Origin of the sequence: Streptomyces tagetis (genome assembly GCF_018069565.1) — a bacterium.
GTDB lineage: Bacteria > Actinomycetota > Actinomycetes > Streptomycetales > Streptomycetaceae > Streptomyces > Streptomyces tagetis.
On record NZ_JAGPNL010000005.1, the window covers coordinates 124,113 to 147,067 of the forward strand.

Annotated in this window: 22 protein-coding genes and 1 pseudogene; 9 read left to right on the plus strand and 14 right to left on the minus strand. The window is 72.6% G+C overall.

Annotated features, from left to right (window positions below; translation table 11 throughout):
* Positions 1-41: 41 nt before the first annotated feature.
* On the minus strand, positions 42-692 hold the full coding sequence (locus J5Y05_RS18855; RefSeq protein WP_210874036.1) for a TetR/AcrR family transcriptional regulator C-terminal domain-containing protein: 651 nt from the start codon (positions 690-692) through the stop codon (positions 42-44).
* 79 nt (positions 693-771) lie between these two features.
* Between J5Y05_RS18855 and J5Y05_RS18860 the strand changes: the two genes are divergently transcribed.
* Positions 772-2,178 carry an FAD-dependent monooxygenase gene (locus tag J5Y05_RS18860; protein ID WP_210874038.1) on the plus strand — a complete coding sequence of 469 codons (1,407 nt, stop codon included), beginning with the start codon at positions 772-774 and terminating at the stop codon, positions 2,176-2,178.
* Between the two features lie 100 nt (positions 2,179-2,278).
* Here the strand turns inward: J5Y05_RS18860 and leuE are convergent, their stop codons facing one another.
* A complete protein-coding gene (leuE, locus tag J5Y05_RS18865; RefSeq protein WP_210874040.1) occupies positions 2,279-2,929 on the minus strand; it encodes a leucine efflux protein LeuE in 651 nt (216 codons plus the stop codon).
* Between the two features lie 47 nt (positions 2,930-2,976).
* Positions 2,977-4,557 (minus strand): acyl-CoA mutase large subunit family protein, encoded by a 1,581-nt coding sequence (locus tag J5Y05_RS18870; RefSeq protein WP_210874042.1) that lies wholly within the window; start codon positions 4,555-4,557, stop codon positions 2,977-2,979.
* Between the two features lie 311 nt (positions 4,558-4,868).
* On the opposite strand from J5Y05_RS18870, the gene J5Y05_RS18875 reads away from it, so the two are divergent.
* Positions 4,869-5,870 (plus strand): L,D-transpeptidase family protein, encoded by a 1,002-nt coding sequence (locus tag J5Y05_RS18875; protein WP_210874044.1) that lies wholly within the window; start codon positions 4,869-4,871, stop codon positions 5,868-5,870.
* A gap of 190 nt (positions 5,871-6,060) precedes the next feature.
* Here the strand turns inward: J5Y05_RS18875 and J5Y05_RS18880 are convergent, their stop codons facing one another.
* The 6 genes and pseudogenes from J5Y05_RS18880 to J5Y05_RS18905 form a co-directional block, all read right to left on the minus strand.
* A complete protein-coding gene (locus tag J5Y05_RS18880; RefSeq protein WP_210874046.1) occupies positions 6,061-7,320 on the minus strand; it encodes a hypothetical protein in 1,260 nt (419 codons plus the stop codon).
* Between the two features lie 686 nt (positions 7,321-8,006).
* Positions 8,007-8,669: an RNA polymerase sigma factor gene (locus tag J5Y05_RS18885; RefSeq protein WP_210874048.1), complete on the minus strand. Its 663-nt coding sequence runs from the start codon at positions 8,667-8,669 to the stop codon at positions 8,007-8,009.
* A 739-nt stretch (positions 8,670-9,408) separates the two neighbouring features.
* On the minus strand, positions 9,409-10,584 hold the full coding sequence (locus J5Y05_RS18890) for a hypothetical protein (protein ID WP_210874050.1): 1,176 nt from the start codon (positions 10,582-10,584) through the stop codon (positions 9,409-9,411).
* A 3-nt stretch (positions 10,585-10,587) separates the two neighbouring features.
* Positions 10,588-11,166, minus strand: coding sequence for a hypothetical protein (locus tag J5Y05_RS18895; protein ID WP_210874052.1), 579 nt, complete (start codon positions 11,164-11,166; stop codon positions 10,588-10,590).
* Between the two features lie 518 nt (positions 11,167-11,684).
* A pseudogene (locus tag J5Y05_RS18900) lies at positions 11,685-12,125 on the minus strand (hypothetical protein); the annotation flags it as partial.
* 292 nt (positions 12,126-12,417) lie between these two features.
* A complete protein-coding gene (locus tag J5Y05_RS18905; RefSeq protein ID WP_307854014.1) occupies positions 12,418-13,974 on the minus strand; it encodes a beta-N-acetylhexosaminidase in 1,557 nt (518 codons plus the stop codon).
* Positions 13,975-14,206: 232 nt separating this feature from the next.
* Here J5Y05_RS18905 and J5Y05_RS18910 point away from each other — a divergent pair, with 232 nt between their 5' ends.
* The 5 genes from J5Y05_RS18910 (at position 14,207) to J5Y05_RS18930 (ending at position 18,387) form a co-directional block, all read left to right on the plus strand.
* Positions 14,207-14,782, plus strand: coding sequence for a 2-oxo-4-hydroxy-4-carboxy-5-ureidoimidazoline decarboxylase (locus J5Y05_RS18910; RefSeq protein ID WP_307853979.1), 576 nt, complete (start codon positions 14,207-14,209; stop codon positions 14,780-14,782).
* 189 nt (positions 14,783-14,971) lie between these two features.
* On the plus strand, positions 14,972-15,352 hold the full coding sequence (gene sdhC, locus J5Y05_RS18915) for a succinate dehydrogenase, cytochrome b556 subunit (protein ID WP_078856165.1): 381 nt from the start codon (positions 14,972-14,974) through the stop codon (positions 15,350-15,352).
* Positions 15,353-15,357: 5 nt separating this feature from the next.
* Entirely contained in the window at positions 15,358-15,840 is a 483-nt protein-coding gene (locus J5Y05_RS18920) for a succinate dehydrogenase hydrophobic membrane anchor subunit (RefSeq protein WP_210874057.1), read from the plus strand.
* Between the two features lie 19 nt (positions 15,841-15,859).
* Positions 15,860-17,614, plus strand: coding sequence for a succinate dehydrogenase flavoprotein subunit (gene sdhA, locus J5Y05_RS18925; protein WP_210874059.1), 1,755 nt, complete (start codon positions 15,860-15,862; stop codon positions 17,612-17,614).
* Positions 17,614-18,387: a succinate dehydrogenase iron-sulfur subunit gene (locus tag J5Y05_RS18930; protein ID WP_210874061.1), complete on the plus strand. Its 774-nt coding sequence runs from the start codon at positions 17,614-17,616 to the stop codon at positions 18,385-18,387. The genes sdhA and J5Y05_RS18930 overlap by 1 nt, the downstream gene beginning before the upstream one ends.
* Before the next feature lie 85 nt (positions 18,388-18,472).
* On the opposite strand, the gene J5Y05_RS18935 is transcribed toward J5Y05_RS18930, so the two are convergent.
* The 3 genes from J5Y05_RS18935 to J5Y05_RS18945 form a co-directional block, all read right to left on the minus strand.
* Positions 18,473-18,739 (minus strand): TM2 domain-containing protein, encoded by a 267-nt coding sequence (locus J5Y05_RS18935; protein ID WP_210874063.1) that lies wholly within the window; start codon positions 18,737-18,739, stop codon positions 18,473-18,475.
* A gap of 232 nt (positions 18,740-18,971) precedes the next feature.
* Complete coding sequence (locus J5Y05_RS18940) at positions 18,972-19,391, minus strand: DUF2752 domain-containing protein (RefSeq protein WP_210874065.1); 420 nt, start codon at positions 19,389-19,391, stop codon at positions 18,972-18,974.
* Positions 19,384-19,851, minus strand: coding sequence for a TM2 domain-containing protein (locus J5Y05_RS18945; protein ID WP_210874068.1), 468 nt, complete (start codon positions 19,849-19,851; stop codon positions 19,384-19,386). Before J5Y05_RS18945 ends, J5Y05_RS18940 begins: the two co-directional genes overlap by 8 nt.
* A 168-nt stretch (positions 19,852-20,019) precedes the next feature.
* Here J5Y05_RS18945 and J5Y05_RS18950 point away from each other — a divergent pair, with 168 nt between their 5' ends.
* Together J5Y05_RS18950 and J5Y05_RS18955 are read left to right on the plus strand one after the other, a co-directional pair.
* Entirely contained in the window at positions 20,020-20,436 is a 417-nt protein-coding gene (locus tag J5Y05_RS18950; protein WP_210874070.1) for a VOC family protein, read from the plus strand.
* Positions 20,437-20,454: 18 nt separating this feature from the next.
* A complete protein-coding gene (locus tag J5Y05_RS18955; protein WP_210874072.1) occupies positions 20,455-21,261 on the plus strand; it encodes a TetR/AcrR family transcriptional regulator in 807 nt (268 codons plus the stop codon).
* A gap of 20 nt (positions 21,262-21,281) precedes the next feature.
* On the opposite strand, the gene J5Y05_RS18960 is transcribed toward J5Y05_RS18955, so the two are convergent.
* On the minus strand, positions 21,282-22,586 hold the full coding sequence (locus tag J5Y05_RS18960; RefSeq protein WP_210874073.1) for a metallophosphoesterase: 1,305 nt from the start codon (positions 22,584-22,586) through the stop codon (positions 21,282-21,284).
* Between the two features lie 63 nt (positions 22,587-22,649).
* A complete protein-coding gene (locus J5Y05_RS31935) occupies positions 22,650-22,889 on the minus strand; it encodes an SCO4848 family membrane protein (RefSeq protein WP_247614946.1) in 240 nt (79 codons plus the stop codon).
* Positions 22,890-22,955: the final 66 nt, after the last annotated feature.

Here is a 22,955-nt window from a genome sequence, read left to right on the forward strand (position 1 = left end):
CGCACCGTACGGGCTTTGGACAGGACCCGGCCTAACCCGGCCTAGTCCAGCCCGTAGCGCGCCCCGATGCCCGTCACGATCAGGGCGAGGCTCTCCTCGTAGTGCCGGTCGTAGTCCGCGAAGATCTCCGCGCCCGCCGCGGCCGACAGGGGGAAATCGGCCATCCGGCGGGCGCGTTCCGTCAGGTCGTAGCCCTCCCGGCGTTCGCCGGGCAGGGGCTGGACGCCCTGTTCCTCGGCGACGAAACCGAGGGTGAACAGGTACGCCGTGGAACTGGCCCGCACCGCCTGGGCGAGGGTGAGCCCGGCGGCGGTGAACAGGCGCAGGTCGTCCTCCATCTGCTCGGCGTGCACCAGGCCGGTGAAACGGGAGCCGCTGAAGACCTTGGCGCCGTCGCGGTAGCCGAGCAGGGACGCGCGCAGGCCCCGGTTGGCCTTGAGCAGCCGCTCCCGCCAGGTGTCGCCGGGGCCGAGCGGCGTCGCGGCGGTCATCCGCCGGTACAGCTCCGTGGCCATCTCGTCGAGCAGGGCCTGTTTGTCCTTGAAGTGCCAGTACAGGGCGGGCGCCTTGACGTCCAGCTCCCGGGCGATGGCGCGCAGGGTCAGCCCGTCCAGGCCGACTTCGTTCAGCAGTGTCAGCGCCGTGTCCGCGACCCGCCGGCGGTCGAGGGGAGCGCGTCTTTCCGTACTCACGCTTGACAGCTTAACGGCGTTAAGTCCATCCTCGGGACCAGGCTGCACTTAACATCGTTAAGGAAAGGTGGACGGAACAATGGACACGCATGTCCTGGTCGTCGGCGCGGGACCCACGGGTCTCGCGCTCGGCGTCGATCTGGCCCGGCGCGGCGTCGGCGCGCTCGTCGTGGAACGGGAGCGGGGCCTCTTCCCCGGCTCGCGCGGCAAGGGCATCCAGCCCCGCACGATGGAGGTCTTCCACGACCTCGGCGTCGTCGACGCGATCCACGCGGCCGGCGGCACGTACCCGGTGAGCATGGTGTGGCGGGACGGCGAGCCTGCGGGCGAGCACCGGATGTTCGACGCCCCGAGCCCCACCGAGGACTCCCCCTACGACACGCCCTGGATGGTCCCCCAGTGGCGCACCCAGGAGATCCTGCGCGACCGCCTGGAGGAGCTGGGCGGCAAGGTCGCCTTCGGCCGCGAGGTCACCGCCCTGGAGCAGGACGGCGACGGCGTACGGGCCCGCCTCGCCTCCGGAGAGGTCGTGCGCGCCCGGTACGCGGTCGCCGCCGACGGCGGGCGCTCGGCCGTACGCCGCCACCTCGGCGTCGGCATGACCGGCGAGGCCCTCGACCCGGGCCCGAGCCTCGTGGCGGACGTGCGCGTGCGCGGCCTGGGCCGGGAGCACTGGCACTTCTTCCCCGGCGGCGGCGCGGAGACCGACGGCCTCGCGCTCTGCCCGCTGGCGGGCACCGAGGACTTCCAGCTCGTCGTCCGCTTTCCGGAGGGCACGGTGGTGGACCTCTCCCCGGACGGGGTGCGCCGGGTGGTCGCGGAACGCACCCACCTGTCCGCCGGGGACGTCACCGAGGTGCGCTGGGCCTCCGACTTCCGGCCACGCGCGGCGCTGGCCGACCGGTTCCGCGCGGGCCGGGTCTTCCTCGCCGGCGACGCGGCGCACGTGCACTCCCCGGCGGGCGGGCAGGGGCTGAACACCAGCGTCCAGGACGCCTACAACCTGGGCTGGAAGCTGGGCGCCGTGCTCCTCGACGGTGCCCCGGACACGCTCCTGGACAGTTACGAGGAGGAACGGCGCCCCGTCGCCGCCGCGATGCTCGGCCTGTCCACCGGCGTCCACCGCGGCGAGGTGCGGCGCGGCGGGGCCACCCGGCAGCTCGGGCTCGGCTACCGGGACTCGTCCCTCACCGCCGAGACCCGGCCGGCCCCGGACGGCACGCTGCGGGCGGGCGACCGCGCGCCCGACGGCACGGTGGCGGGCACCCGGCTCTTCGACGCCTTCCGCGGACCGCACTGGACCCTGCTCGCGCTGGGCGTCCCCGTCCCGGACGGGGTCCCGGCACCGGTGCGCGTCGTCCGCGGCCCGGCGCACGGGGCGTACGGCACGGGGCTGTTCCTCGTACGGCCCGACGGGTACGTCGGCTGGGCCGGACCGGGGCCGGACGGACCCGCAGGGCACCTGGCCCGGTTCGGGGTGCGCTGAGGGGGCCGAAGGGGCCCGGGAGCCGAGAGCCTGGAGCCGGTGGCGCTCGGGGTCACGGAGTCAAGCGATTACGCGGTCAAGCGGTTCCGCAGTCAAACGGTTACGCGCTCGCCAGGGACAGCTTCACCGCGAAGCCGAGGAAGAGCGCCCCGGCCGCCGAGGTCGCCCCGGCCGACAGGCGCCGGCGGCGGCGGAAGGCGGCGGCCAGCTTGGTGCCGCCGAATATCAGCGCGCTCAGGTAGAGGAAGCTGGCGAGCTGCGCGAAGAGCCCGAGGACCACGAAGGACAGCGCGGGGTGGGCGTAGGCCGGGTCGACGAACTGCACGAAGAAGGCGACGAAGAAGAGGATCGCCTTCGGGTTGACCAGGCTGACCACCAGGGCCCGCCGGAAGGGCCGCTCGTCGGCGGTCACCGGCGCGTCGGCCGTCTCCTCGACTCGCTCCCGCCGCGCCTTCCACATGCTCCAGGCGGCCCGCAGCATGCCGACCGCGAGCCAGGTGAGGTACCCGGCGCCGACGTACTTCACGATGCCGAAGAGCATTTCGTTGGTCTGGAGCAGCGAGGCGACCCCGGCGGCGGACAGCGTCATCAGGACCGTGTCGCCGCACCAGACGCCGGCCGCGGCCGTATACCCGGGGCGCACGCCGCGCCGGGCGGCGACCGAGAGGACGTACAGGGAATTGGGCCCCGGGAGCAGGACGATGAGGGCGAGCCCTGCCAGGTAGGTGGGGAGGTCGATGACGCCGAACATGGAGGGAGTGTCGCACGCGGGTACGACACTCCGGTCCGGCAGGTCGGTCAGAAAGCGTCGGAGGGGACGTAGGTCCCCCAGACGTCACGCAGCGCGTTGCAGACCTCGCCGACGGTCGCCCGCGCGCGGAGCGCGTCCTTCATCGGATAGAGGACGTTGTCCTCGCCCTCGGCGGCCTTCTTCAGCGCCGCGAGCGCGCTCTCCACGGCCGCTCCGTCGCGCTCCGCGCGCAGCCGGGCCAGCCGTTCGGCCTGCTGGGCCTCGATCGCCGGGTCGACGCGGAGCGGCTCGTAGGGCTCCTCCTCGTCGAGCTGGTAGCGGTTGACGCCGACGACGACCCGCTCGCCGGAATCGGTCTCCTGGGCGATGCGGTAGGCGCTGCGCTCGATCTCGCTCTTCTGGAAGCCGTGTTCGATGGCGTTGACGGCGCCGCCGAGGTCCTCGACCTTCCGCATCAGCTCCAGCGCCGCCGCCTCGACGTCGTCGGTCATCTTCTCTATGACGTAGGAACCGGCGAAGGGGTCGACGGTCGCGGTGACGTCCGTCTCGTAGGCGAGGACCTGCTGTGTGCGCAGGGCGAGGCGCGCGGACTTGTCGGTGGGCAGCGCGATGGCCTCGTCGAAGGAGTTGGTGTGCAGCGACTGGGTGCCGCCGAGGACCGCGGCGAGGCCCTGCACGGCGACGCGGACGAGGTTGACCTCGGGCTGCTGCGCGGTGAGCTGCACGCCTGCGGTCTGGGTGTGGAAGCGCAGCATCAGCGACTTGGGGTTCCGGGCGCCGAACTCCTCCCTCATCACCCGGGCCCAGATCCGGCGGGCCGCCCGGAACTTGGCGACCTCCTCCAGGATCGTGGTCCGCGCGACGAAGAAGAACGACAGCCGGGGCGCGAAGTCGTCCACGTCCATGCCGGCCGCGACCGCCGTGCGCACGTACTCGATGCCGTCGGCGAGGGTGAAGGCGATCTCCTGCGCGGGAGAGGCGCCCGCCTCGGCCATGTGGTAGCCGGAGATCGAGATGGTGTTCCACTTCGGGATCTCGGCCTTGCAGTACTTGAAGATGTCCGCGATCAGCCGCAGGGACGGCTTGGGCGGGAAGATGTACGTCCCGCGCGCGATGTACTCCTTCAGCACGTCGTTCTGGATCGTGCCGGTGAGCCGGTCGGCGGAGACGCCCTGTTCCTCGGCGACCAGTTGGTAGAGGAGGAGCAGCAGGGCCGCGGGGGCGTTGATCGTCATCGACGTGGAGACCTGGTCCAGCGGGATGCCGCCGAACAGCACCCGCATGTCGTCGATGGAGTCGATCGCCACGCCGACCTTGCCGACCTCGCCCGAGGCGATCGGCGCGTCGGAGTCGTGGCCCATCTGGGTGGGCAGGTCGAAGGCGACCGACAGGCCCATGGTGCCGTTGGCGATGAGCTGCTGGTAGCGCGCGTTCGACTCCGTGGCGGTGCCGAAACCGGCGTACTGGCGCATCGTCCAGGGACGGCCGGTGTACATCGTCGGGTACACGCCCCGGGTGAAGGGGTACTTCCCCGGCTCGCCCAGCTTCTCGGCCGGGTCCCAGTCCGCCTGGGCGTCGGGCCCGTAGACCGGTTCGATGGGCAGGCCGGACTCCGACTCGCGCGCCATGGTGTGATGCCTCCCGCTGAGCGTTCGCTCGGACCACTCTGTCAGTTACTCGTCGGTACGGACCGAGCCACGACCGGACTGTATCGGCGCGTGCGCGCCCCCTGGCAGGGCCGCACGCTGGGACCTTGCTCACAACCACCCTGCGGTCCCGGTCACAACGATGCCGTGCCGTTCGCCGGGCGTCATCCGCGGGAACGACACAGGGGAAACTCCTCGGGGGCCATCCTTGAGGACGTCCGTACGACACTCCGAAACGGCGGGGGGCCGTGATGCGTACGAGAACGATGCCCGGGAGGGGCGAGGAGATGGGTATGGGGAGGGACACACGCGCGGGAAGGGCCCCGGTGACGGTGGGGCGCCGTCGGCGGGTGGCCGCGCTGGCCCTGGCGGTGGCCGCGACGACGGTGGTGGCCGGCTGCCGGGTGGAGGGCACGGACGCCACCGGGGCGGGTACCGGTGGGCCGGTGCGCGTCGAGGGCACGGGCGGGGCGTCGTCGCCGGGGAGCGGGACGGATGACGGGGCGGGGAGGAGGTCGGGCGTGTCGGCCACGCCGGTGGCGCCCTCCACACCGTCTGCTGGGGCGCCGGTGGTGCCTGTGACGCCTGTGGCACCTGTGACGCCGTCCCGGAAGACGCCGGCGACTCCCGCGGCTCCGGCCGTGCCGCCCGCCCGGCCCGAGCCGAAGGTGCTGTGGTCGCGCGGCGACACCGGCCCACAGGTGCGTGAACTCCAGGCCCGGCTGCGCCAGATCGGCTGGCTCGACTCCGTGCCGACCGGCACCTACGGTCCCCTCACCGAGAGCGGCGTGCGCGGCTTCCAGGCCAAACGCGGCCTGCCGGCGACCGGCCGCACCGACGAGGACACCTGGCAACGGCTGCGCGCCATGACCCGCGCGCCGGGCCAGTGGGACCTGTATCCGATGGGCGGTCAGCCCGCCGCCCCGCCCGACCCGCGCTGCCTGACCGGCCGGGTGCTGTGCATCAGCAAGTCGAGCCGCACCCTGCGCTGGATGATCGACGGGAAGACGCTGACGACCCTGCCGGTCCGCTTCGGCTCCGACCGCACACCGACCCGGGAGGGCGTCTTCGAGGTCTACTGGAAGTCCCGCGACCACTGGTCGACCCTCTACGACACGCCGATGCCGTACGCGATGTTCTTCAGCGGCGGCCAGGCGGTGCACTACTCCCAGGACTTCGCCGCGCGCGGTTACGCGGGCGCCTCCCACGGCTGCGTCAACGTCCGGGACGAGGCGGCCATCGCCCGCCTCTACGACGAGGTCCGTACGGGTGACAAGGTCGTTGTCCACCAGTGACCCGCCCCTGCCGGGGCGCTGCGTGCGACGGGTCCCACGTCGGCCGGAGGCACCTCGGCGGGAACGATTCTCCTGAAGGGGCGCGGGCGGGACCGGGGGAACGTGTCCCGCCCGCGCCGAGGCGCACGAGCCGCAGGTACGGGGGGAACCCCGGCTCGGTGCGGAAGCCGATGACCAGTCGGCTCACTCCCTACTGCGCCGCGTCCGCGAAAAGTGTCACACCCCCGCCGGGAACGGCCTCCACGTGCGCGGTGATCCCGCTCCGGAAGAGGTCCTGGTAGCGGGGTTCCGCCGGGAGGGCGGGCGTCTTGAGCAGGGGGCGCGGCGGGGCGAGGGCGGGCGGGGTGTCCGGGGGCCCCAGGCGGGAGGCGAGGGGCCGGCGGCTGCCCTCCCCCTCCTCGTCCGTCTCCTTCTGCTCCTCGCCCTGGTCGCCCGAGTCGTCGTCGTTCCGGTTCCCGGTGCCGTCGCGGTTCCCGGTGTCCTGTCGGTCGTCGTCGCCGTGGCCGTCGTCGTCCCGGCCCTTCGGGTACGAGCGGGTCTGGCCCCAGCCGTAGCCGGTGCCCCGGCCCTCGCCGCGGTCGCGGGTGCCGTTGCCCGCTCCGGGTCCGGTTCCGGCGAGGACGTTCGCGCAGTACCTGCCCACGCGGGAGGCGCCGCCGGCCGCCTGCTCCAGGGCGCGTTCCCGGGCCTCGTCGAGTCCCTTGCCCGCGCGGATCTCCCGGCAGGCTTGGACGAGGTCGGCCTCATGGCCCGGGTCGCCGGTCGCGCCGGTGCCGGTGCGGGTGCCGGGTTCGTCGGTGGTGACGCCGTTCTCGCCCGTACCGGTGCCGTCCGGGCCGGGCGTGGCGCCGCCGGGCGTGGCCGACCCGTCCGGGCCCGTGCCGGAGGGGGACGGTGAGACGAGCGGGCGTTCGGCCGTCGCGCCGGCCGAGACGGTCGCCGCGGGGTCGGGCAGGGGGCCGCCGAACGGCGTGGGCAGCAGGCCGGTGCCCGCCGCGACGCCGCCCACCATGCCCGCGCTCAGCGCGGCGGCCAGCCCGAACCGCACCGACCGGCCCCACCGCGAACGCCGGGGCCTTTCGGCCCGCGTGCCCAGTCGCACCAGCCCGGCGTCCCCGCCGCCCGCCGTGCTCGGCGCGTCGGAACACCCGACGGCCCCGGTCCCGACACGCCCGGCGGGCGTCGTCCCTTCCCGGCGGAGGCCGGGCGCCGTCCGGGGCGTGTCGTCCACCACGCCGACGCGCGTGTTGCCTCCGGACACGGCGATGGCCGCCTCGGCGTGTCGGCTGTGTGCCGACACGCGGCGGGCGGCGTGGGTCGTGTCGGCGGTCGGGTAGGTGCGGTGGCCGCTCGGCGTGTCGCCGTAGGTCGGGCCCGGCGTGTCGTGCCTGCCGACTGCCGACACGGCACCGGGGGCGGAGGTCGTGTCGGCACCAGGGAGGGCGGACACGCCGCCGGGCGAGTCCGTACGCGGGCCGTTCGGCGTGTCACGCCCGCCGACCGCCGACACACCATCAGGGGCGGAGGTCGTGTCGGCACCACGGAGAGCGGACACGCCGCCGGGCGAGTCCGTACGCGGGCCGTTCGGCGTGTCACGCCTGCCAACCGCCGACACGCCATCGGGGGCGGAGGTCGTGTCGGCACCACGGAGAGCGGACACGCCGCGGGGCGAGTCCGTACGACGCCCACTCGGCGTGTCACGCCCGCCGACCGCCGACACACCACCCGCCGCGGCAGCCGTGTCGGCACCACGGAGGGGAAAAGCGCCGCCGGGCGTGTCGGTCGGCGCGTCGGCCCGGCGAACCGCCGACACGGCACCGGCACCGGCCTCAGCACCGACGCCGGCACGCACCCCGGCTCCGGCCCCCGCGCCCGGCGTGTCGGCACTCCGCGTTCCCGACACTCCCGATGATTCTGATGTTCCCGACGTTCCCGACGTCGCGCGGGCGGCGCGGAAGGCGGCCAGGGCTGCGGATTCGCCGGGGAGTTCGGGGGCCGTCGTGGTGAGGGCGTTCAGGGTGTCGAGAAGGCGTCGGGCGCGGGCTCGCGTCTCCGGGCCGGCCTTCTCCAGCGGCTCTCCGCGCAGCACGACGTCCGCGGTTTCGCGGTCCAGCCACTTGTCCTGCTCGTCGGCCATCACATGTCCTTCTGCGTCCGCGCCCGTGGATGCGTCACAGTCGCGGACGTCACAGTGGCCCCCTGCGGTTCTCGCGGGAGCGGGAGCGCGTCGATCCCGGCGGCCGACTCCGGGTCGTCGCCGAGCAGTTCGGCGAGGCGTTTGAGACCCCGGTGGGCGGCGGTGCGGACGGCGCCGGGCCGTTTGCCCAGCGTCTCGGCGGCGCTCTTGGCGTCGAGGCCCACGACGACCCGCAGTACCACCGCCTCGGCCTGGTCCTGCGGCAGCCGGGCGATGAGGGCGAGGGCGCGGCCGGTGGACAGGGCCTCCATGGCCTCGCCCGCCGTGTCGGACTCGGCGGCCCGGTCCACGAGTTCCGTCTCGTCGCCGCCCGTCACCGGCCGGCGTCCGCGCATGCGGAGGTGGTCCAGGGCCCGGTTGCGGGCTATGCGGGCGGCCCAGCCTCGGAACCGGTCGGCGTCGCCGTGGAACCGGTCGAGGTCGCGGGCGATCTGGAGCCACGCCTCCGAGGTGACGTCCTCGGCGTCGGGGTCGCCGACCAGGGTCCTGGTGTACCCGAGCAGTCGTGGGTGCACCGTGCGGTACACCGTCCGGAACGCGGTCTCGTCCCCGTCCTGTGCCGCACGCACCGCGGCGGTCAACTCCGCGTCGTCCCCCTGCACCGCGCGCGCCTCTCCTTGCACCCGGACCGACGCCGCCCTCGCGGACCCGGCCCTCGTCGTGGTTCCTCGATGAATGGTTGCGGTGGTCCACCGCAGGTGTGCGCGGGGGCGTGCCCCCGCTCTTCGGCGCGAATGGCACGTTACGTCTTGAAACCGTCGCACGTCCACGCCGTCATGCGATTGCCATACAAGCTGCAACTAACCCGTGACGCAGCGGTGTGACAGAAAACGGGGGTGCGGCGCTGTAGGAAGTACGGGCCGCCGCGCGGCCCGTACCGCGCGACGGCCGGGGCCTCTCCTGTGGGGGGTGGCGGCCCCGGCCGTTGCCTCGGCCTCACCGTCGGGGAAACCGTCTTGCGGGCCCGGTTCGAGGACCGGCCGCGTTTGGCGTCAGCCGCCGTAGAGGTGGACAGATCCTCCAAGAGGAGAGCGTCCCGGCGGTCGGCCGGGGGCCTGTGGGCGCTCGCCGGCGGCCAGTGCGATGACGTCGCCCTCGCTCTTCGTACGAGCGGGCTTGGCCGGCGACCTCCGTGGCGCCTACCGGGCCGGGCAGCCCACCAGGGATCAGGGCGTGGTCCTCGGGGCCTCGCTCAGCAGGTACTGGGTCTCGTTACGCGAGTACGCCGCCCGTCCCGGATCGGGCAGCGTGCGGCCAACCCGTCGGGTCGACCCCCGCAAGGTGCGGGCCTCGGTCGTCGAAGAGATCGAGGTCGGCTTCCGGGGGAAGCTGCCCCGAGTTCTAAGCATCTGGGAGAGTGCGTGGCGACGGCAGCGTGACGGTCCACGTACCGTGATCGATCGCGTGCTCCAGTGCGTATCCGACCCTGATCTTCTCGGTCGGCTTGTCCAGGTTCAGCCTGAAGAGCCAATCGCCGTTGCGGTGGCTGAAGTCGCCGACAAATCCTGTGTTGACTTGCCTGAACGTCCGCGCGTTGGCTGCCGCTATGCGCTCGACCAGGAGATCCCTGGGCACCTCGCAGAGCTGATACGCAAGGGTGGGCGGAGCCTCTGCGACTCGCAGCACGAGGATGTGCGTGAATCCGGCGAGCTGCTCCCTGACTCGGCTCCCGACTTCCCGGGCACACTCGTCCGAGGTCCGCAGCTCCCGAAGCCAGCGGGCTTCCGCCAGTTTCTCGATGCGCAGGCGAGTGGGGTCCGACCTGACATTCTGCGGCTTGACGAGCCAGTCGGGCCGTCCCCCGACGAGGGATACGCCCATGGGGGTCGAATGAATGCTGTGATGCAGGCCGAGACGGTCCGTCATGTTCCCGGAGACGTCATCGGTCACGAGGCTGCCGCCTCCTGGGCCGGGGGTGAACCGCACAGAGGCCCGGGGGATGGACCGGGTGTCGATGCTCCGGCGCAACCGGGCGAGGACGTCCGCCGGGGTGACCATGGCGTCGTAGGTCTGACGGATCTCGGGGTGGAGATCCAGAAAGGTGCGGATCTGCTCGAAGTGCCAGATCTTCCAGCCCTTCAGCGGAAGACGGTGCTTGGCGACGAGTTTCTTGATCTCCGTCTCGACGCGATCGATCCCACCGGACCCGGTGACGGACGACAGCACCACATTGGTCGCCAGAATCATGTAGTCGGGAAGCCGGCCGTGCCTCGCCCGTGACGAGTTCGGATTTCCCCACGCCGCCAACTCCCGATCGACTTCCCTGAGGAACCATCCGGTGTCCGCCGACGTGCCGAGCGGGCGGGTCCTGAACTTCGCCTGAAGCACGCCGTAGCCGTTCCAGGGGCCACCGGGGTCGGGCTCGGGGAATCTCATCCGACCGCTGAAGGCCGCCTCGCGGCCACCATCCCGCCCGTCCCCGAAGACACTCACTCCGGTACCGAGGATCTTGACGGCGAGCGCTTGGGTCAGGTGCTCGAACTCGCGGGGGCCGAGGCGCGTCAGGTCATAGTCCACCCCTCATTCTGTCCCGACCCTGTTGCGGGCTCGGCGGGAGACCACTGCCCGGAGGATGCGGCGGCCCTCGGTGGAGACGTCCAGGGCGCCGCGGAGGCCGGCCGGGCCGTGGGCGGTGACGAGTTCCAGGACGGCGGTCTGGCGGCGCAGTTCGGCGGCGACGAGCGGGGGCACGTCCGCCAGGTCACCCTCCCGTTCCGCCTCGGTGTCCAGGGCGTCGTCCGCGAGGGGGTCGAGCAGGCGGTGGATGCGCAGCGAGGCGACGGAGCAGGCGTCGGCCCACGCCCGTGCCTCGGCGGCGGTGCGGCCGGCCGGGGCGGTGTCCAGCATCCGGCGGGCGAGGAGGACGGCCTCGTCCTCGTCGGCCGCGTCGGGCCCGGCGAGCTTGCCCCGTACCTGCTCCAGGGCGTCGGCCCAGTCCCGGGCGTCCGCTTCGCCGTCCCCGGCGGCGAGGGCGGCCCACAGGGGGCGCAGCACCTCGTCGTCACCGTCGAGCAGCGGCAGGCAGCGATCCAAACAAGCCAGCCCGCTCGCGGCGAGGCCGCGTGTGTCGGCCTGCGCGATCAGTTCCACCAGGCTCATCGAACGCCTCCCGTTCGTCCCGCACCGCCCGCGTACGGGCTCGGGACCCGCACTTTCCCCTTACTGCGTGCGGCGGGCCGGGAACGTCACAGCGGGACGACTCCGAGGCGGTCGAGGAAACGGAAGAGGAGGTTTTCGGCCACGGGCCCGGGAGCGGGCTCGGCCTCCGGCGCGGACTCGGGCCGGGCTCCAGGGCTGGCCTCGGGCCCGGCCCCCGACGCGGGCTCGGTCCCCGGCGCGGGCTCAGTCCCCGACGCGGGCTCGCCCCCCGGCCCGGTCTCCCGCTCGCCCCCCGGCGCGGACTCGGGCTCGGCTTCGGACCCGGCCCCCGGCCCGCCCTCGCGCCCGCCCCCAGGACCGCTCCCCGGCCCCGCGACACGCCCGGGAGGCTCCTCCCCCGACCCCACCGCCGACACGCCCCCGCCAGCGCCCCCGTCGACGCCCCCGTCAGCGGCCACACCGTCGCCCCCGCCGGCCCCCCGGCCCCGCTCCGCCCCCGACCCCGACCCCGACCCCCCAGGCTCCGCCGACAGGACCTCCTCCAGTTCCCCCGCGCTCGCCTCGTACCCCGCCTCCGCCGCCCAGTCGACGGCCCGCGCGGCGGCGTCGGCGGGTTCGAGGAAGTAGTCCTCCAGGGTCAGCCCCTCCCGCTCGGCGCCGAGGTAGCGGGCCATGGCGGAGCGCACCAGGCAGGTCGTCCACGCCCCGCTCCCGGGCGCCGCGGCCTCCACGACCACGCAGGCGCTGTCCAGGACGTAGCCGAAGAGGGCGGGGGCGCCGGTCTGGGCGGCCAGGTCGTTCATGCTGCCGACGTCGCCGTCACCGCCGGGGAACCGCCACACCTGCCAGCCGTCCGGCGTGGAGACGTGCAAGGTCGCCTCGTCGGCCCCCGCCAGCGCCTCCAGCTCCGTGAGCGGGCGCCCGGCGCGGCCCACGACGTAATACCCCCAGTACCCCATGTCCCGGCTCCCCCCGGCGTGTCGGTTCCCCCCGCCCACACCACCACAGCCGCGCCACACCCCGCAGCCGTATCGGACAATCCCCAGCCACCCCCGGCTGCCCCAGCCACCCCGGCCACCCCCGGCCACCCCGGCCACCCCGACCACCCCAGCCACCCCGACCACCCCCGACCAGCTCGCCCTCAGCCCGGCCCCGCCCCCCTCGGCGGGTGAGGCCGCACCCCCCGCCCTCACCCACCCCTCTCACGCGTCAGGCATCACCCGTCACGCCTCACGAACCGCTCCCCCCGCCTCACGTCACCCGCCCCGCCAGCGTCTTGAAGTCCGCCCAGGACAGTTCCGGCTTCCCGGGGTCCCAGAGCTTCTGGACGGTCGCCGCGAGCGGCAGGCGGATGCCGTCGGCGACCTGGGCCTCGGTCTGCGCGCCGGAGATGTCGCACCAGACGGCGAAGCTGCCGCCGAGGATCTGGTCGTCGTAGCGGGCCGGGACGGCCTCGGTGCCGCGCAGGACACGCGGGGTCCACTGCTCGTAGATGCGCTCGCCGGTCGGGTAGACGAAGGTCTGCGGCTCGCCGAGCACGTAGTAGAGGAACTCGTCGTTGTAGTTGAGGACCTTGCGGCCCGCGCTCAGGTACTCGTCGGGCTGGCGGGCGCCGATCTCCTTGCCGGTCCAGTAGGCGACCTGGATCTCGGGGGCCGGTTTCACCGACGTGACGCGGAAGAAGCCGTCGTTCCAGGCGCGCGGGGTGCGGTCGTGGGCCATGACCACGGCGGCGCGGCCGTTGAGCCAGGCGGTGGTCAGGTCGGCGACGATGCCGTCGGGGCCGTACGCCTTGCGGGCGGCGGCGGCGAGCTGCGGGTAGGACGCCTGGGGGTCGCGGACGGTGAGCGCCTGGTACTCGTCGGCGCCCAGGTGCCACTGGGAGCCGGGGAAGAGGTCGGCGTACTCGTCCAGCAGGTCGTCGACGATCTCGGCGGCCTTCGGGTTGGAGATGTCGATCGCGCCCCTGGTGGGGACACCCTGCGCGTTGCGGAGCTGGAGGTCGGGGTGGGCGGCGATCACGGCGCCGAGGTGGCCGGGCGAGTCGATCTCGGGGACCACGGTGATGTGGCGGGAGGCGGCGAGGTCGACGATCTGCTTCATCTCGGCCTTGGTCAGGTGGTCCTTGGAGACGACCTCGGGATGCGAGGAGGACTCGATGCGGAACGCCTGGTCGTCGGAGAAGTGCAGCCCCAGCTCGTTGAACTTGAGGTCGCCCAGCTCGCGGACCCGGTCCTTGATCCAGTCGGCGGAGAAGTGCTTGCGGGCGATGTCGAGCATGAACCCGCGGCGCGGCTTGGCCGGCTCGTCCTTGACGACGCCCTCGGGCGCGGTGGCCCCGTCGGCGACCGTCTGCTTGAGGGTGCGGGTGCCGTAGAAGACGCCGGCCTCGGCGGGGCCGGTGACGGTGACGCGGCCGTCGCGCACGGTCATGGTGTACGACTCGGGGCCGGCGCCCTTGGCCGCCTTGATCTCCAGCCGCACGTCGCCGGCGCGGGAGTCGTCCTTCTCCCCCGCGTACGTGAGGCCCAGCTCGTCGGCGACGAGGCGGCCCTCGTCGGCGAGGTCCGGGGAGGCGACGGTGACCCGGTGGCCGCTCTCGGGGCGCCAGCCGGGGCCGCGGGCGGGGGTGTGCTCCCGTACCGCGGGTATCGTCCGCGGCGCCTGGGAGAGCGGGAAGGAGCCCGTGGGGCTGGGCTGGTCGGCGGAGACGTCGGAGGTCGCGGAACCTCCCGGTCCGCCGTCGGCGGTCGCCCACAGGCCGACGCCCACGCCGAGCGCGGCGACCGCCGCGGCGGCTATGACCACCCGCTGCCTGACCTTGTTCGCCGGTTTCCGGCGTCGTCCTTGTCGACTCACAGCGCCAACCTACGGCCGCCGCACGGGACTTGCGTCCACCAGAGGTTCCGAAACTCTACCGTTCGGGTGAAATTCGGGCAGGTGTCGGGTGCCGATGGGCCTCTCTCGGTAACGTGACGCCACACCTCTCACAGAATCCCCCGTCGACACACACGTGACGCCCACGAGGACCACGCTGCCTGTGCACCGTCTCCCAGATGTCCCCGGCCGAGTCGCCCTCCCGGCACCGGCACCCACCCCCGCCGCGCCGACGGCGCCGAGGACCCCTCCGCCGCTGGAGCACTTCAACACCGCCCCCGCCGACGAGGCCGTTCGCACCCTGCTGAGCTGCCTGAACAGCGGGCGCTGGGCCCGCCGCCTGGCCGCGCACCGCCCCTACCCCGACCCGCCGTCCCTGCTGGCGGCGGCGGACGAGGCCGCGTACGACCTGACGCCGGGCGATCTGACCGAGGCCCTGTCCGGCGAGTCGCCGCCGCGGCTGCCCGCCGGGACGCACGGCGCCGCGCACACCGCCCTCGGAGCCGCGGTCGCCGCCTACGAGAGCAGATTCGGACACACGTTCACCATCTGCCTGGACGGACTCGGTCCCACCGAGGCACCGGACCGCATACTCGAAGGAATCCGGTCACGATTGGCCAACGATCCGGAGGAAGAACGCCTGGTGACGGCGGACGAACTGCGCCGTCTGGCCCGCGGCCGACTGGTCGGCGTCCTGGCCGGAGCCACCGCCCCCGAGCAGCGCACATCGGGCACATAGCCCAATCCGCCCGGCCGGTCACCCGTCCGTGCTCCTTTGAGTGCAACTTTGATCACAGAGACAGGCCCCCCGTGAGCACGGCGGACATCCGTGGCTACGATGCTGGGGGCCGGTGGACCGTACCCGGCCGGGCCCGACCGACAAGGAAAGCCGGCGCGGCCCCAATCACCGCTCCCGGAGGAAATTTCCGTGCCGGCTGGAACGCTGTACCGCGGCCGGGAAGGAATGTGGTCGTGGGTGGCTCACCGAGTCACCGGTGTCCTCATTTTCTTCTTCCTGTTCGTCCACGTGCTGGACACCGCGCTCGTCCGAGTGTCACCCGAGGCCTACGACACCGTCGTGGCCACGTACAAGTCGCCGATCGTCGCGCTGCTGGAGTACGGCCTCGTCGCCGCCATCCTCTTCCACGCGCTCAACGGCCTGCGCGTCATCGCCGTCGACTTCTGGGCCAAGGGCGCCCGCTATCAGAAGCAGATGCTCTGGTCCGTCGTCGCCCTGTGGGTCGTGCTGATGATCGGGGCGATCTACCCCGTCCTCGGCCACGCCGCTCGTGAACTGTTCGGGAGCTGACGCGCATGTCCACCACCGAATCGACCACCTCCGGGATCGGCCCTGTCGAGGGCGCGTCCGTCTACACCGTCGACAACCCGGCCCCGCTGATCGAACCCCCTCGCAAGCGGACCCCGAAGACCCCCAAGGCCACCCGCGGCAACTTCGAGCTGTACGGGTGGCTCTTCATGCGCCTGTCCGGCGTGGTGCTGGTCGTCCTGGTCATCGGGCACCTGCTGATCCAGCTCGTCCTGGACGGCGGCGTCTCCAAGATCGGCTTCGCCTTCGTGGCGGGCCGCTGGGCCTCGCCGTTCTGGCAGGTCTGGGACCTGCTGATGCTCTGGCTCGCGATGCTGCACGGCTGCAACGGCCTGCGCACGGTCGTCAACGACTACGCGGAGCGCGCGAACACCCGGCTGTGGCTCAAGGGCCTGCTCTACACCGCCACGGTGTTCACCATCCTGCTGGGCTCGCTGGTGATCTTCACCTTCGACCCGAACATCCGCTAGGCACGGGGCTGCGAGAATCATGAAGATCCACAAGTACGACACCGTCATCGTCGGCGCCGGTGGCGCCGGTATGCGGGCCGCCATCGAGGCGACCAAGCGCAGCCGCACGGCCGTCCTGACGAAGCTCTACCCCACCCGCTCCCACACGGGCGCCGCGCAGGGCGGCATGGCCGCCGCGCTGGCCAACGTGGAGGAGGACAACTGGGAGTGGCACACCTTCGACACGATCAAGGGCGGCGACTACCTGGTCGACCAGGACGCCGCCGAGATCCTGGCGAAGGAGGCCATCGACTCCGTCCTCGACCTGGAGAAGATGGGCCTGCCGTTCAACCGGACGCCCGACGGGACGATCGACCAGCGCCGCTTCGGCGGTCACTCCCGCAACCACGGCGAGGCCCCGGTCCGCCGCTCCTGCTACGCGGCCGACCGCACCGGCCACATGATCCTCCAGACGCTGTACCAGAACTGCGTCAAGGAGGGCGTGGAGTTCTTCAACGAGTTCTACGTCCTGGACCAGCTCATCACCGAGGTCGACGGCGTCAAGAAGTCCGCCGGCGTGGTCGCCTACGAACTGGCGACCGGCGAGATCCACGTCTTCCAGGCGAAGTCCGTGATCTACGCCTCGGGCGGCTGCGGCAAGTTCTTCAAGGTGACGTCGAACGCGCACACCCTCACCGGCGACGGCCAGGCGGCCGTGTACCGGCGCGGGCTGCCGCTGGAGGACATGGAGTTCTTCCAGTTCCACCCGACGGGCATCTGGCGCATGGGCATCCTGCTCACGGAGGGCGCCCGCGGTGAGGGCGGCATCCTGCGCAACAAGGACGGCGAGCGCTTCATGGAGAAGTACGCGCCCGTCATGAAGGACCTCGCCTCCCGCGACGTCGTCTCCCGCTCCATCTACACGGAGATCCGCGAGGGCCGCGGCTGCGGTCCCGAGGGCGACCACGTCTACCTCGACCTCACCCACCTGCCGCCGGAGCAGCTCGACGCCAAGCTGCCCGACATCACCGAGTTCGCGCGGACCTACCTGGGCATCGAGCCGTACACGGACCCGATCCCGATCCAGCCGACCGCGCACTACGCCATGGGCGGCATCCCGACCAACGTCGAGGGCGAGGTGCTGGCCGACAACACCACCGTCGTGCCGGGCCTGTACGCCGCCGGCGAGGTCGCCTGCGTCTCGGTGCACGGCGCCAACCGCCTGGGCACCAACTCGCTGCTGGACATCAACGTGTTCGGCCGCCGGGCCGGCATCGCCGCGGCCGAGTACGCCCACACGGCCGAGTTCGTGCCGCTGCCGGAGGACCCGGAGTCGCTGGTCGTCGAGCAGATCGAGCGGCTGCGCGAGTCCACGGGCACCGAGCGGGTGGCGACGCTGCGCCGGGAGCTCCAGGAGACCATGGACGCCAACGTCATGGTGTTCCGCACCGAGCAGACGATCAAGACGGCGGTCGAGAAGATCGCCGAACTGCGCGCCCGGTACAAGAACGTGGCCATCCAGGACAAGGGCCGGCGCTTCAACACCGACCTGCTGGAGGCCGTCGAGCTGGGCAACCTGCTGGACCTGGCCGAGGTCATGGCGGTCTCCGCCCTCGCCCGCAAGGAGTCGCGCGGCGGTCACTACCGCGAGGACTACCCCAACCGCGACGACGTCAACTTCATGCGCCACACCATGGCGTACCGCGAGGTGGGCGACGACGGCGCCGAGTCCGTGCGTCTCGACTACAAGCCGGTCGTCCAGACCCGCTACCAGCCGATGGAGCGTAAGTACTGATGGCTACCCCTGTTCTGGACAAGGCGGGCCCGGCCCCCGAGCCCGGCTTCGCCGACTCCCCCTACATCACCGTCACCTTCCGGCTCCGGCGTTTCAACCCGGAGGTCTCGGACCAGGCGACCTGGGAAGACTTCCAGTTCGAGATCGATCCGAAGGAGCGCGTCCTCGACGCCCTCCACAAGATCAAGTGGGATCTCGACGGCACGCTGACCTTCCGGCGTTCCTGTGCGCACGGCATCTGCGGTTCCGACGCCATGCGGATCAACGGCAAGAACCGGCTGGCCTGCAAGACCCTGATCAAGGACATCAGCCCGGAGAAGCCCATCACGGTCGAGCCCATCAAGGGCATGACGGTCCTCAAGGACCTGGTCGTGGACATGGAGCCGTTCTTCCAGGCGTACCGGGACGTGATGCCCTTCCTCATCACGAAGGAGACCAACGAGCCGACCCGTGAGCGGCTCCAGTCGGCCGAGGACCGGGAGCGCTTCGACGACACGACGAAGTGCATCCTCTGCGCGGCCTGCACCTCCTCGTGCCCGGTCTTCTGGAACGACGGGCAGTACTTCGGCCCGGCGGCCATCGTCAACGCCCACCGCTTCATCTTCGACTCGCGCGACGAGGCCGGTGAGCAGCGGCTGGAGATCCTCAACGACCGTGACGGCGTGTGGCGTTGCCGTACGACCTTCAACTGCACGGACGCCTGCCCGCGCGGTATCGAGGTCACCAAGGCGATCGCGGAGGTGAAGCGGGCGCTCATCACGCGCCGCTTCTGACGCTCCGGCGTCCCGCAGCACGGCCGAGGGCCCCGATCCTGGTGATCGGGGCCCTCGGCCGTGTCCGTCTGTGCCGTGCGCCGTGTCAGCCGCGCAGCACGCGGCCCTGGCTGTCGGTGCGGTCGTTGCTGACCAGGAACATGATGCCGTCGATCAGCGCCCACAGGCCGAGACCGCCGCAGGTCAGGAGCTGGGCGATGCCGACGCCGACGGAGCCGACGTAGAAGCGTCCGATGCCGAGGGTGCCCAGGAAGAGCTGGAGGATACCGGCGACGATCTTCGACTTGTCGGAGTACGGGCGGCCCTGGGGGTCGTGCCCGAAGGGAGCGGCGGGGTTGGTGGGGACGGTCATGCTGGTGCTCCTGGGGAGGATGTGCCTGACCGGGGGTGGGATCGCCCCGGTCCGGGCCCAGGAAGGACACCGTCCGGCCGGATACCGACCTGCGCGGCGGCCGTGGCGTCTCGCCCGCGGCCGTCCCCCCTGTGCGCGTAAGGGGAGCTTAAAGAGGCGGGAGCGACCAAGGGGAGGGCTGCCGAACGAATGTGCCCATTCCGTGATCATGCCGTGGAGGTTACGGGGGTGTTCAGACCAGATTGCGGAGCACGGTCCAGGCCACCGCACCGCCCAGGACGGCCACTTGGGTCCGGGGCGCGAGGCTCGGGCGCCAGGACCGGCCGCGCAGCCCCTCCACGGTCCAGCGGCCCCACAGCGCCAGCGCGAAGGGCGCGGCTAGCAGCAGGGCGCGGTTGTCCAGCCAGGCGGCGGCGTAGTGACCGTGCATCAGGTCGTAGACCATGCGGGTGCCGCCGCAGGCCGGGCAGAGCAGCCCGGTGACCAGCCGGAACGGGCACTGCGGCAGCAGGTGGCCCGGCTCGTGCGGGTCGGTGTCCCACAGGTACGCGGCGCCCGCGAGGCCGGCCGCGAGTACCGCGAGGGGGGCCGCGGCGGGGTGCCACCGTCGGCGCCCTCCCCTCGGCGGTACGCGGCCGGCCGTGTCAGCCACGCAGGACTCGCCCGTAGGAGTCGGTGCGGTCGTTGTCGACCAGGTACATGATGCCGTCGATCAGCGACCAGAAGCCGAGGCCGCCGCAGGTGAAGAGCTGGGCGAGGCCGATGCCGACCGAGCCGACGTAGAAGCGGCCGATGCCGAAGGAGCCGAGGAAGAGCTGGAGGATACCGGCGACGATCTTCGACTTGTCGGAGTACGGGCGGCCGTAGGGGTCGTATCCGTACGGGGCGCTGGGGTCCGGGGGGTAGTAGACGGGCGGCGGCGGGTAGCCGGGCATCTGGTGGCCGCCGGGGGGCTGCGGGTAGCCGCCGGGGGGCGTCTGGTAGCCCGGCTGCTGGGGGCCGCCCTGCGGCGGGCCGGCCGGGGGGTAGCCGTAGGGGCCGGCCGCGCCGGGGGGTTGCTGCGGGTATCCGTAGCCTGGCGGCTGGGACGGCTGCTGCGGCTGCTCGCTCACAGTGGTGTCACTCCTGGGGATGGCGGAAGGCTGTCGGTCATCTTGCAGGACAGGCGGATGGAATGAGAAGTCGGTCCGCCCGCCGGCTTCCGGCCCAACGGGTGAGCGCGTCCCCCGCGGGGCCGGCGGAGGGGGTCACCGGCCGCCGCCCGTCCCTAATCTGCTGCCATGTCAGCTCAAGGGCCGTACGAAGTGCTCGGTTTCGACAACGTGCTGCTGCCCGTCGGGGACCTCGGCGAGGCCGTCGGCTTCTACGAACGCGCGGGCTTCCCGGTGGCCTTCCGGCTCGACGAGGCCGGGATCGCCCTGCTGCGGGCCGGTGCCGAGACGCCGGGACTGCTGCTGCGCGCCGAGGAGGGGTTCGGCCGCCGGCCGCCGCCCTGGCCCACCGCCCGGGTGTGGCTGGAGGTGCCGGACGCCCGTGCGGCGGCCGGGGCGCTGCGCGCGGCGGGGGTGGCGCCGCTCGACGAGCCGTTCTCCGTGGCCACCGGATGGACGGTCGAGTTCGCCGACCCCTGGGGCAACGTGGTTGGGCTCACCGACTACAGCCGGCGTCCGGAGCTGGGGCGTACCGTCGCCGGGTGACCGCCTAGGCTCGGGGGTGTGCCTGCGACGAACGACCTTCCCGGCGGCGGACCGTCCCTCAGCAAGTCCGAGCAGACCCGCGCGCTGATCCTGGAGACGGCCATGCGGCTCTTCCGGGAGCGCGGCTACGACCGGACGACGATGCGGGCCATCGCCCAGGAGGCCGGTGTCTCCGTCGGCAACGCGTACTACTACTTCGCCGGCAAGGAGCACCTGATCCAGGGCTTCTACGACCGCATCGCCGCCGAGCACCGGGTGGCGATCCGGGACGTCCTGGAGCGGGAGAAGGAGCTGGGCGCCCGGCTCGCGGGCGTGCTGAAGGTCTGGCTGGACATCGCCACGCCGTACCACGAGTTCGCGGTGCAGTTCTTCAAGAACGCGGCCGACCCGGAGAGCCCGCTCAGCCCCTTCTCCCCCGAGTCCGAACCGGCGCGGCTGGAGGCCATCGGCGTGCAGCGGTCGGTGCTGGCCGGGACGAAGACCAAGGTGCCGGCGGAACTGCGGGACGTGCTCCCGGAGCTGATGTGGCTCGCGCAGATGGGACTCGTCCTGTACTGGGTCTTCGACCGCAGCGAGGGGCGTGAGCGCAGTTACCGGCTGGCCGAGCGCGGCGCCCGGCTCGCGGCCCGGGGGGTCTCGCTGGCCCGGTTCCGGGCGCTGCGTCCGCTGGTGCGGGAGGTGCACGAGCTGTTCACGGACTTCCTGCCCGGGTTGACCCGCGCGCTCCCGGACCCGGCCGGGCGGACACCGGCCGCAGCGGCCACACCGGCCTCGCCGGACGCACCAGACGCACCAGACGCACCAGACGCGCGCCCTGCCCCCTGAGCGGCCCCTCCCCCAAGGGCTCAGGTCCGGCGGGAGGCCAGCTCGATCAGCGTGATGTCGGACGGGGCGCCCACGCGGGTGGGCGGCCCCCAGGCGCCGGCGCCGCGGCTGACGTAGAGCTGGGTGTCGCCGTAGCGCTCCAGGCCCGCGACGGTCGGGTTGGCGGCGGCGGCGAGGAGGTTGCCGGGCCAGAGCTGGCCGCCGTGGGTGTGGCCGGAGAGCTGGAGGTCGACGCCGTGGTCGACGGCGTCGTGGATCATCACCGGCTGGTGGGCGAGGAGCACGCAGGCGCGGTCCCGGTCGCGGTCGCCGAGGGCGCGGGCGTAGTCGGGGCCCTGGCCCTGGTTCTCGCCGGCCAGGTCGTTGACGCCCGCGAGGTCGAAGTGGGGCAGCTCGGTGCGGGCGTTCTCCAGCGGGAGCAGGCCCAGGCGGCGCACCTCCTCGACCCACTGTTCGGCGCCGGAGAAGTACTCGTGGTTGCCGGTGACGAAGTACGCGCCGTGCCGGGCCCGGAGTCCGGCCAGCGGGGCCGCCGCCGGGCCGAGGTCCTTCACGCTGCCGTCGACGAGGTCGCCGACGACGGCGATGAGGTCGGGCTGCGTGGAGTTGATGGTGTCGACGACCGTCTGCGCGAAGCTCCGGCCGAGGATCGGGCCGAGGTGGATGTCGCTGACCACGGCGATGCGGTAGCCGTGCGCCGCGCGGGGCAGCTTGGCCAGCGGCACGGTGATCCGCTTCACCCGGGGCCCGCGCAGCACCCCGTAGGTGCCCTGGCCCACGGTGCCCACGGCGGCGGCGACGGCTCCGCCCGCGAGCACCCGGGAGACGAAGAGCCGCCGGGAGGGCGGGGTGAGGTTTCCGGCCACCTCGTCGCCGGTCTCCCCCGCCCCCGGGTCACCGTCCACAGCGGGAGACGTCCGGGGAGCGGTCTCCGGGCCCGCCTCCGGCGTCGCGGCGGCACCGCCGGCCGCCACGGGGACCGGCGCCGGTTCCCGCGCCGCGGCCCGGCGTTCCAGGAAGCGGCGGAGGAAGGGGCGTACCGCCTCCGTGGCGACGAGGGCGAGGACCAGGTAGAGGCAGAGGGCCAGCCACAGGAAGCCGGGCCAGGCCAGAATCTGCTGGACCCGGAAGGGGACGCCGCTGCGGCTGGAGACGAAGGCGCCGACGGCGAGGGCCCAGCCGCCCACGATCAGTACCGCCCCGGCTCGGCGCACCCAGCCCGGCCCCCGGGTCGTGTCGCGGAACAGGCGGCGCCACAGGTACCAGTTGGCCGTCACGAGCACGCTCAGGACCGCCAAGGCGACCAGCACGAAGACGAGCACCATGCCGTCGAAAACCCCTCCGTCAGGACAAGCAGGACATGCGGAACGCGCGCCGCGCGCGCCGCGCTATGACGTTCGGCGCAGTGCCCGGACCCCGCGCAACCCGATGGCCCCGACGACCGTCCCCAATACGAAGGAGACGACCGCGAGCAGCAGGTGCACCCAGAAGTACGCCGTGGGCTCACCGTCGTCGAACGCGAGCCCGCTGCCGTCCTTGATCAAATTCTTAACGAAAGTAACCCAAATGACCCAGCTCCACACCCCGAAGGCGAGCAGGAACCAGGAGACGGGGCGGCTGAGCTTCATGCGTCCAGTATCACCGCCCCGCGCCCGGTCCCGTGCCCGGGGTGGGGAGGCGCCCGGGAGGGCTCC

What these genes read in the sequence shown, in the direction of transcription:
- J5Y05_RS18935 (WP_210874063.1), bottom strand. Translation starts at nt 18,739, where the DNA reads ATGACCGTCCCCACCAACCCCGCCGCTCCCTTCGGGCACGACCCCCAG.
- J5Y05_RS18875 (WP_210874044.1), top strand. Translation starts at nt 4,869, where the DNA reads ATGGGGAGGGACACACGCGCGGGAAGGGCCCCGGTGACGGTGGGGCGC.
- J5Y05_RS18950 (WP_210874070.1), top strand. Translation starts at nt 20,020, where the DNA reads ATGTCAGCTCAAGGGCCGTACGAAGTGCTCGGTTTCGACAACGTGCTG.
- J5Y05_RS18870 (WP_210874042.1), bottom strand. Translation starts at nt 4,557, where the DNA reads ATGGCGCGCGAGTCGGAGTCCGGCCTGCCCATCGAACCGGTCTACGGG.
- J5Y05_RS18930 (WP_210874061.1), top strand. Translation starts at nt 17,614, where the DNA reads ATGGCTACCCCTGTTCTGGACAAGGCGGGCCCGGCCCCCGAGCCCGGC.
- J5Y05_RS18960 (WP_210874073.1), bottom strand. Translation starts at nt 22,586, where the DNA reads ATGGTGCTCGTCTTCGTGCTGGTCGCCTTGGCGGTCCTGAGCGTGCTC.
- J5Y05_RS18895 (WP_210874052.1), bottom strand. Translation starts at nt 11,166, where the DNA reads ATGAGCCTGGTGGAACTGATCGCGCAGGCCGACACACGCGGCCTCGCC.
- sdhA (WP_210874059.1), top strand. Translation starts at nt 15,860, where the DNA reads ATGAAGATCCACAAGTACGACACCGTCATCGTCGGCGCCGGTGGCGCC.
- J5Y05_RS18860 (WP_210874038.1), top strand. Translation starts at nt 772, where the DNA reads ATGGACACGCATGTCCTGGTCGTCGGCGCGGGACCCACGGGTCTCGCG.
- J5Y05_RS31935 (WP_247614946.1), bottom strand. Translation starts at nt 22,889, where the DNA reads ATGAAGCTCAGCCGCCCCGTCTCCTGGTTCCTGCTCGCCTTCGGGGTG.
- leuE (WP_210874040.1), bottom strand. Translation starts at nt 2,929, where the DNA reads ATGTTCGGCGTCATCGACCTCCCCACCTACCTGGCAGGGCTCGCCCTC.
- J5Y05_RS18920 (WP_210874057.1), top strand. Translation starts at nt 15,358, where the DNA reads ATGTCCACCACCGAATCGACCACCTCCGGGATCGGCCCTGTCGAGGGC.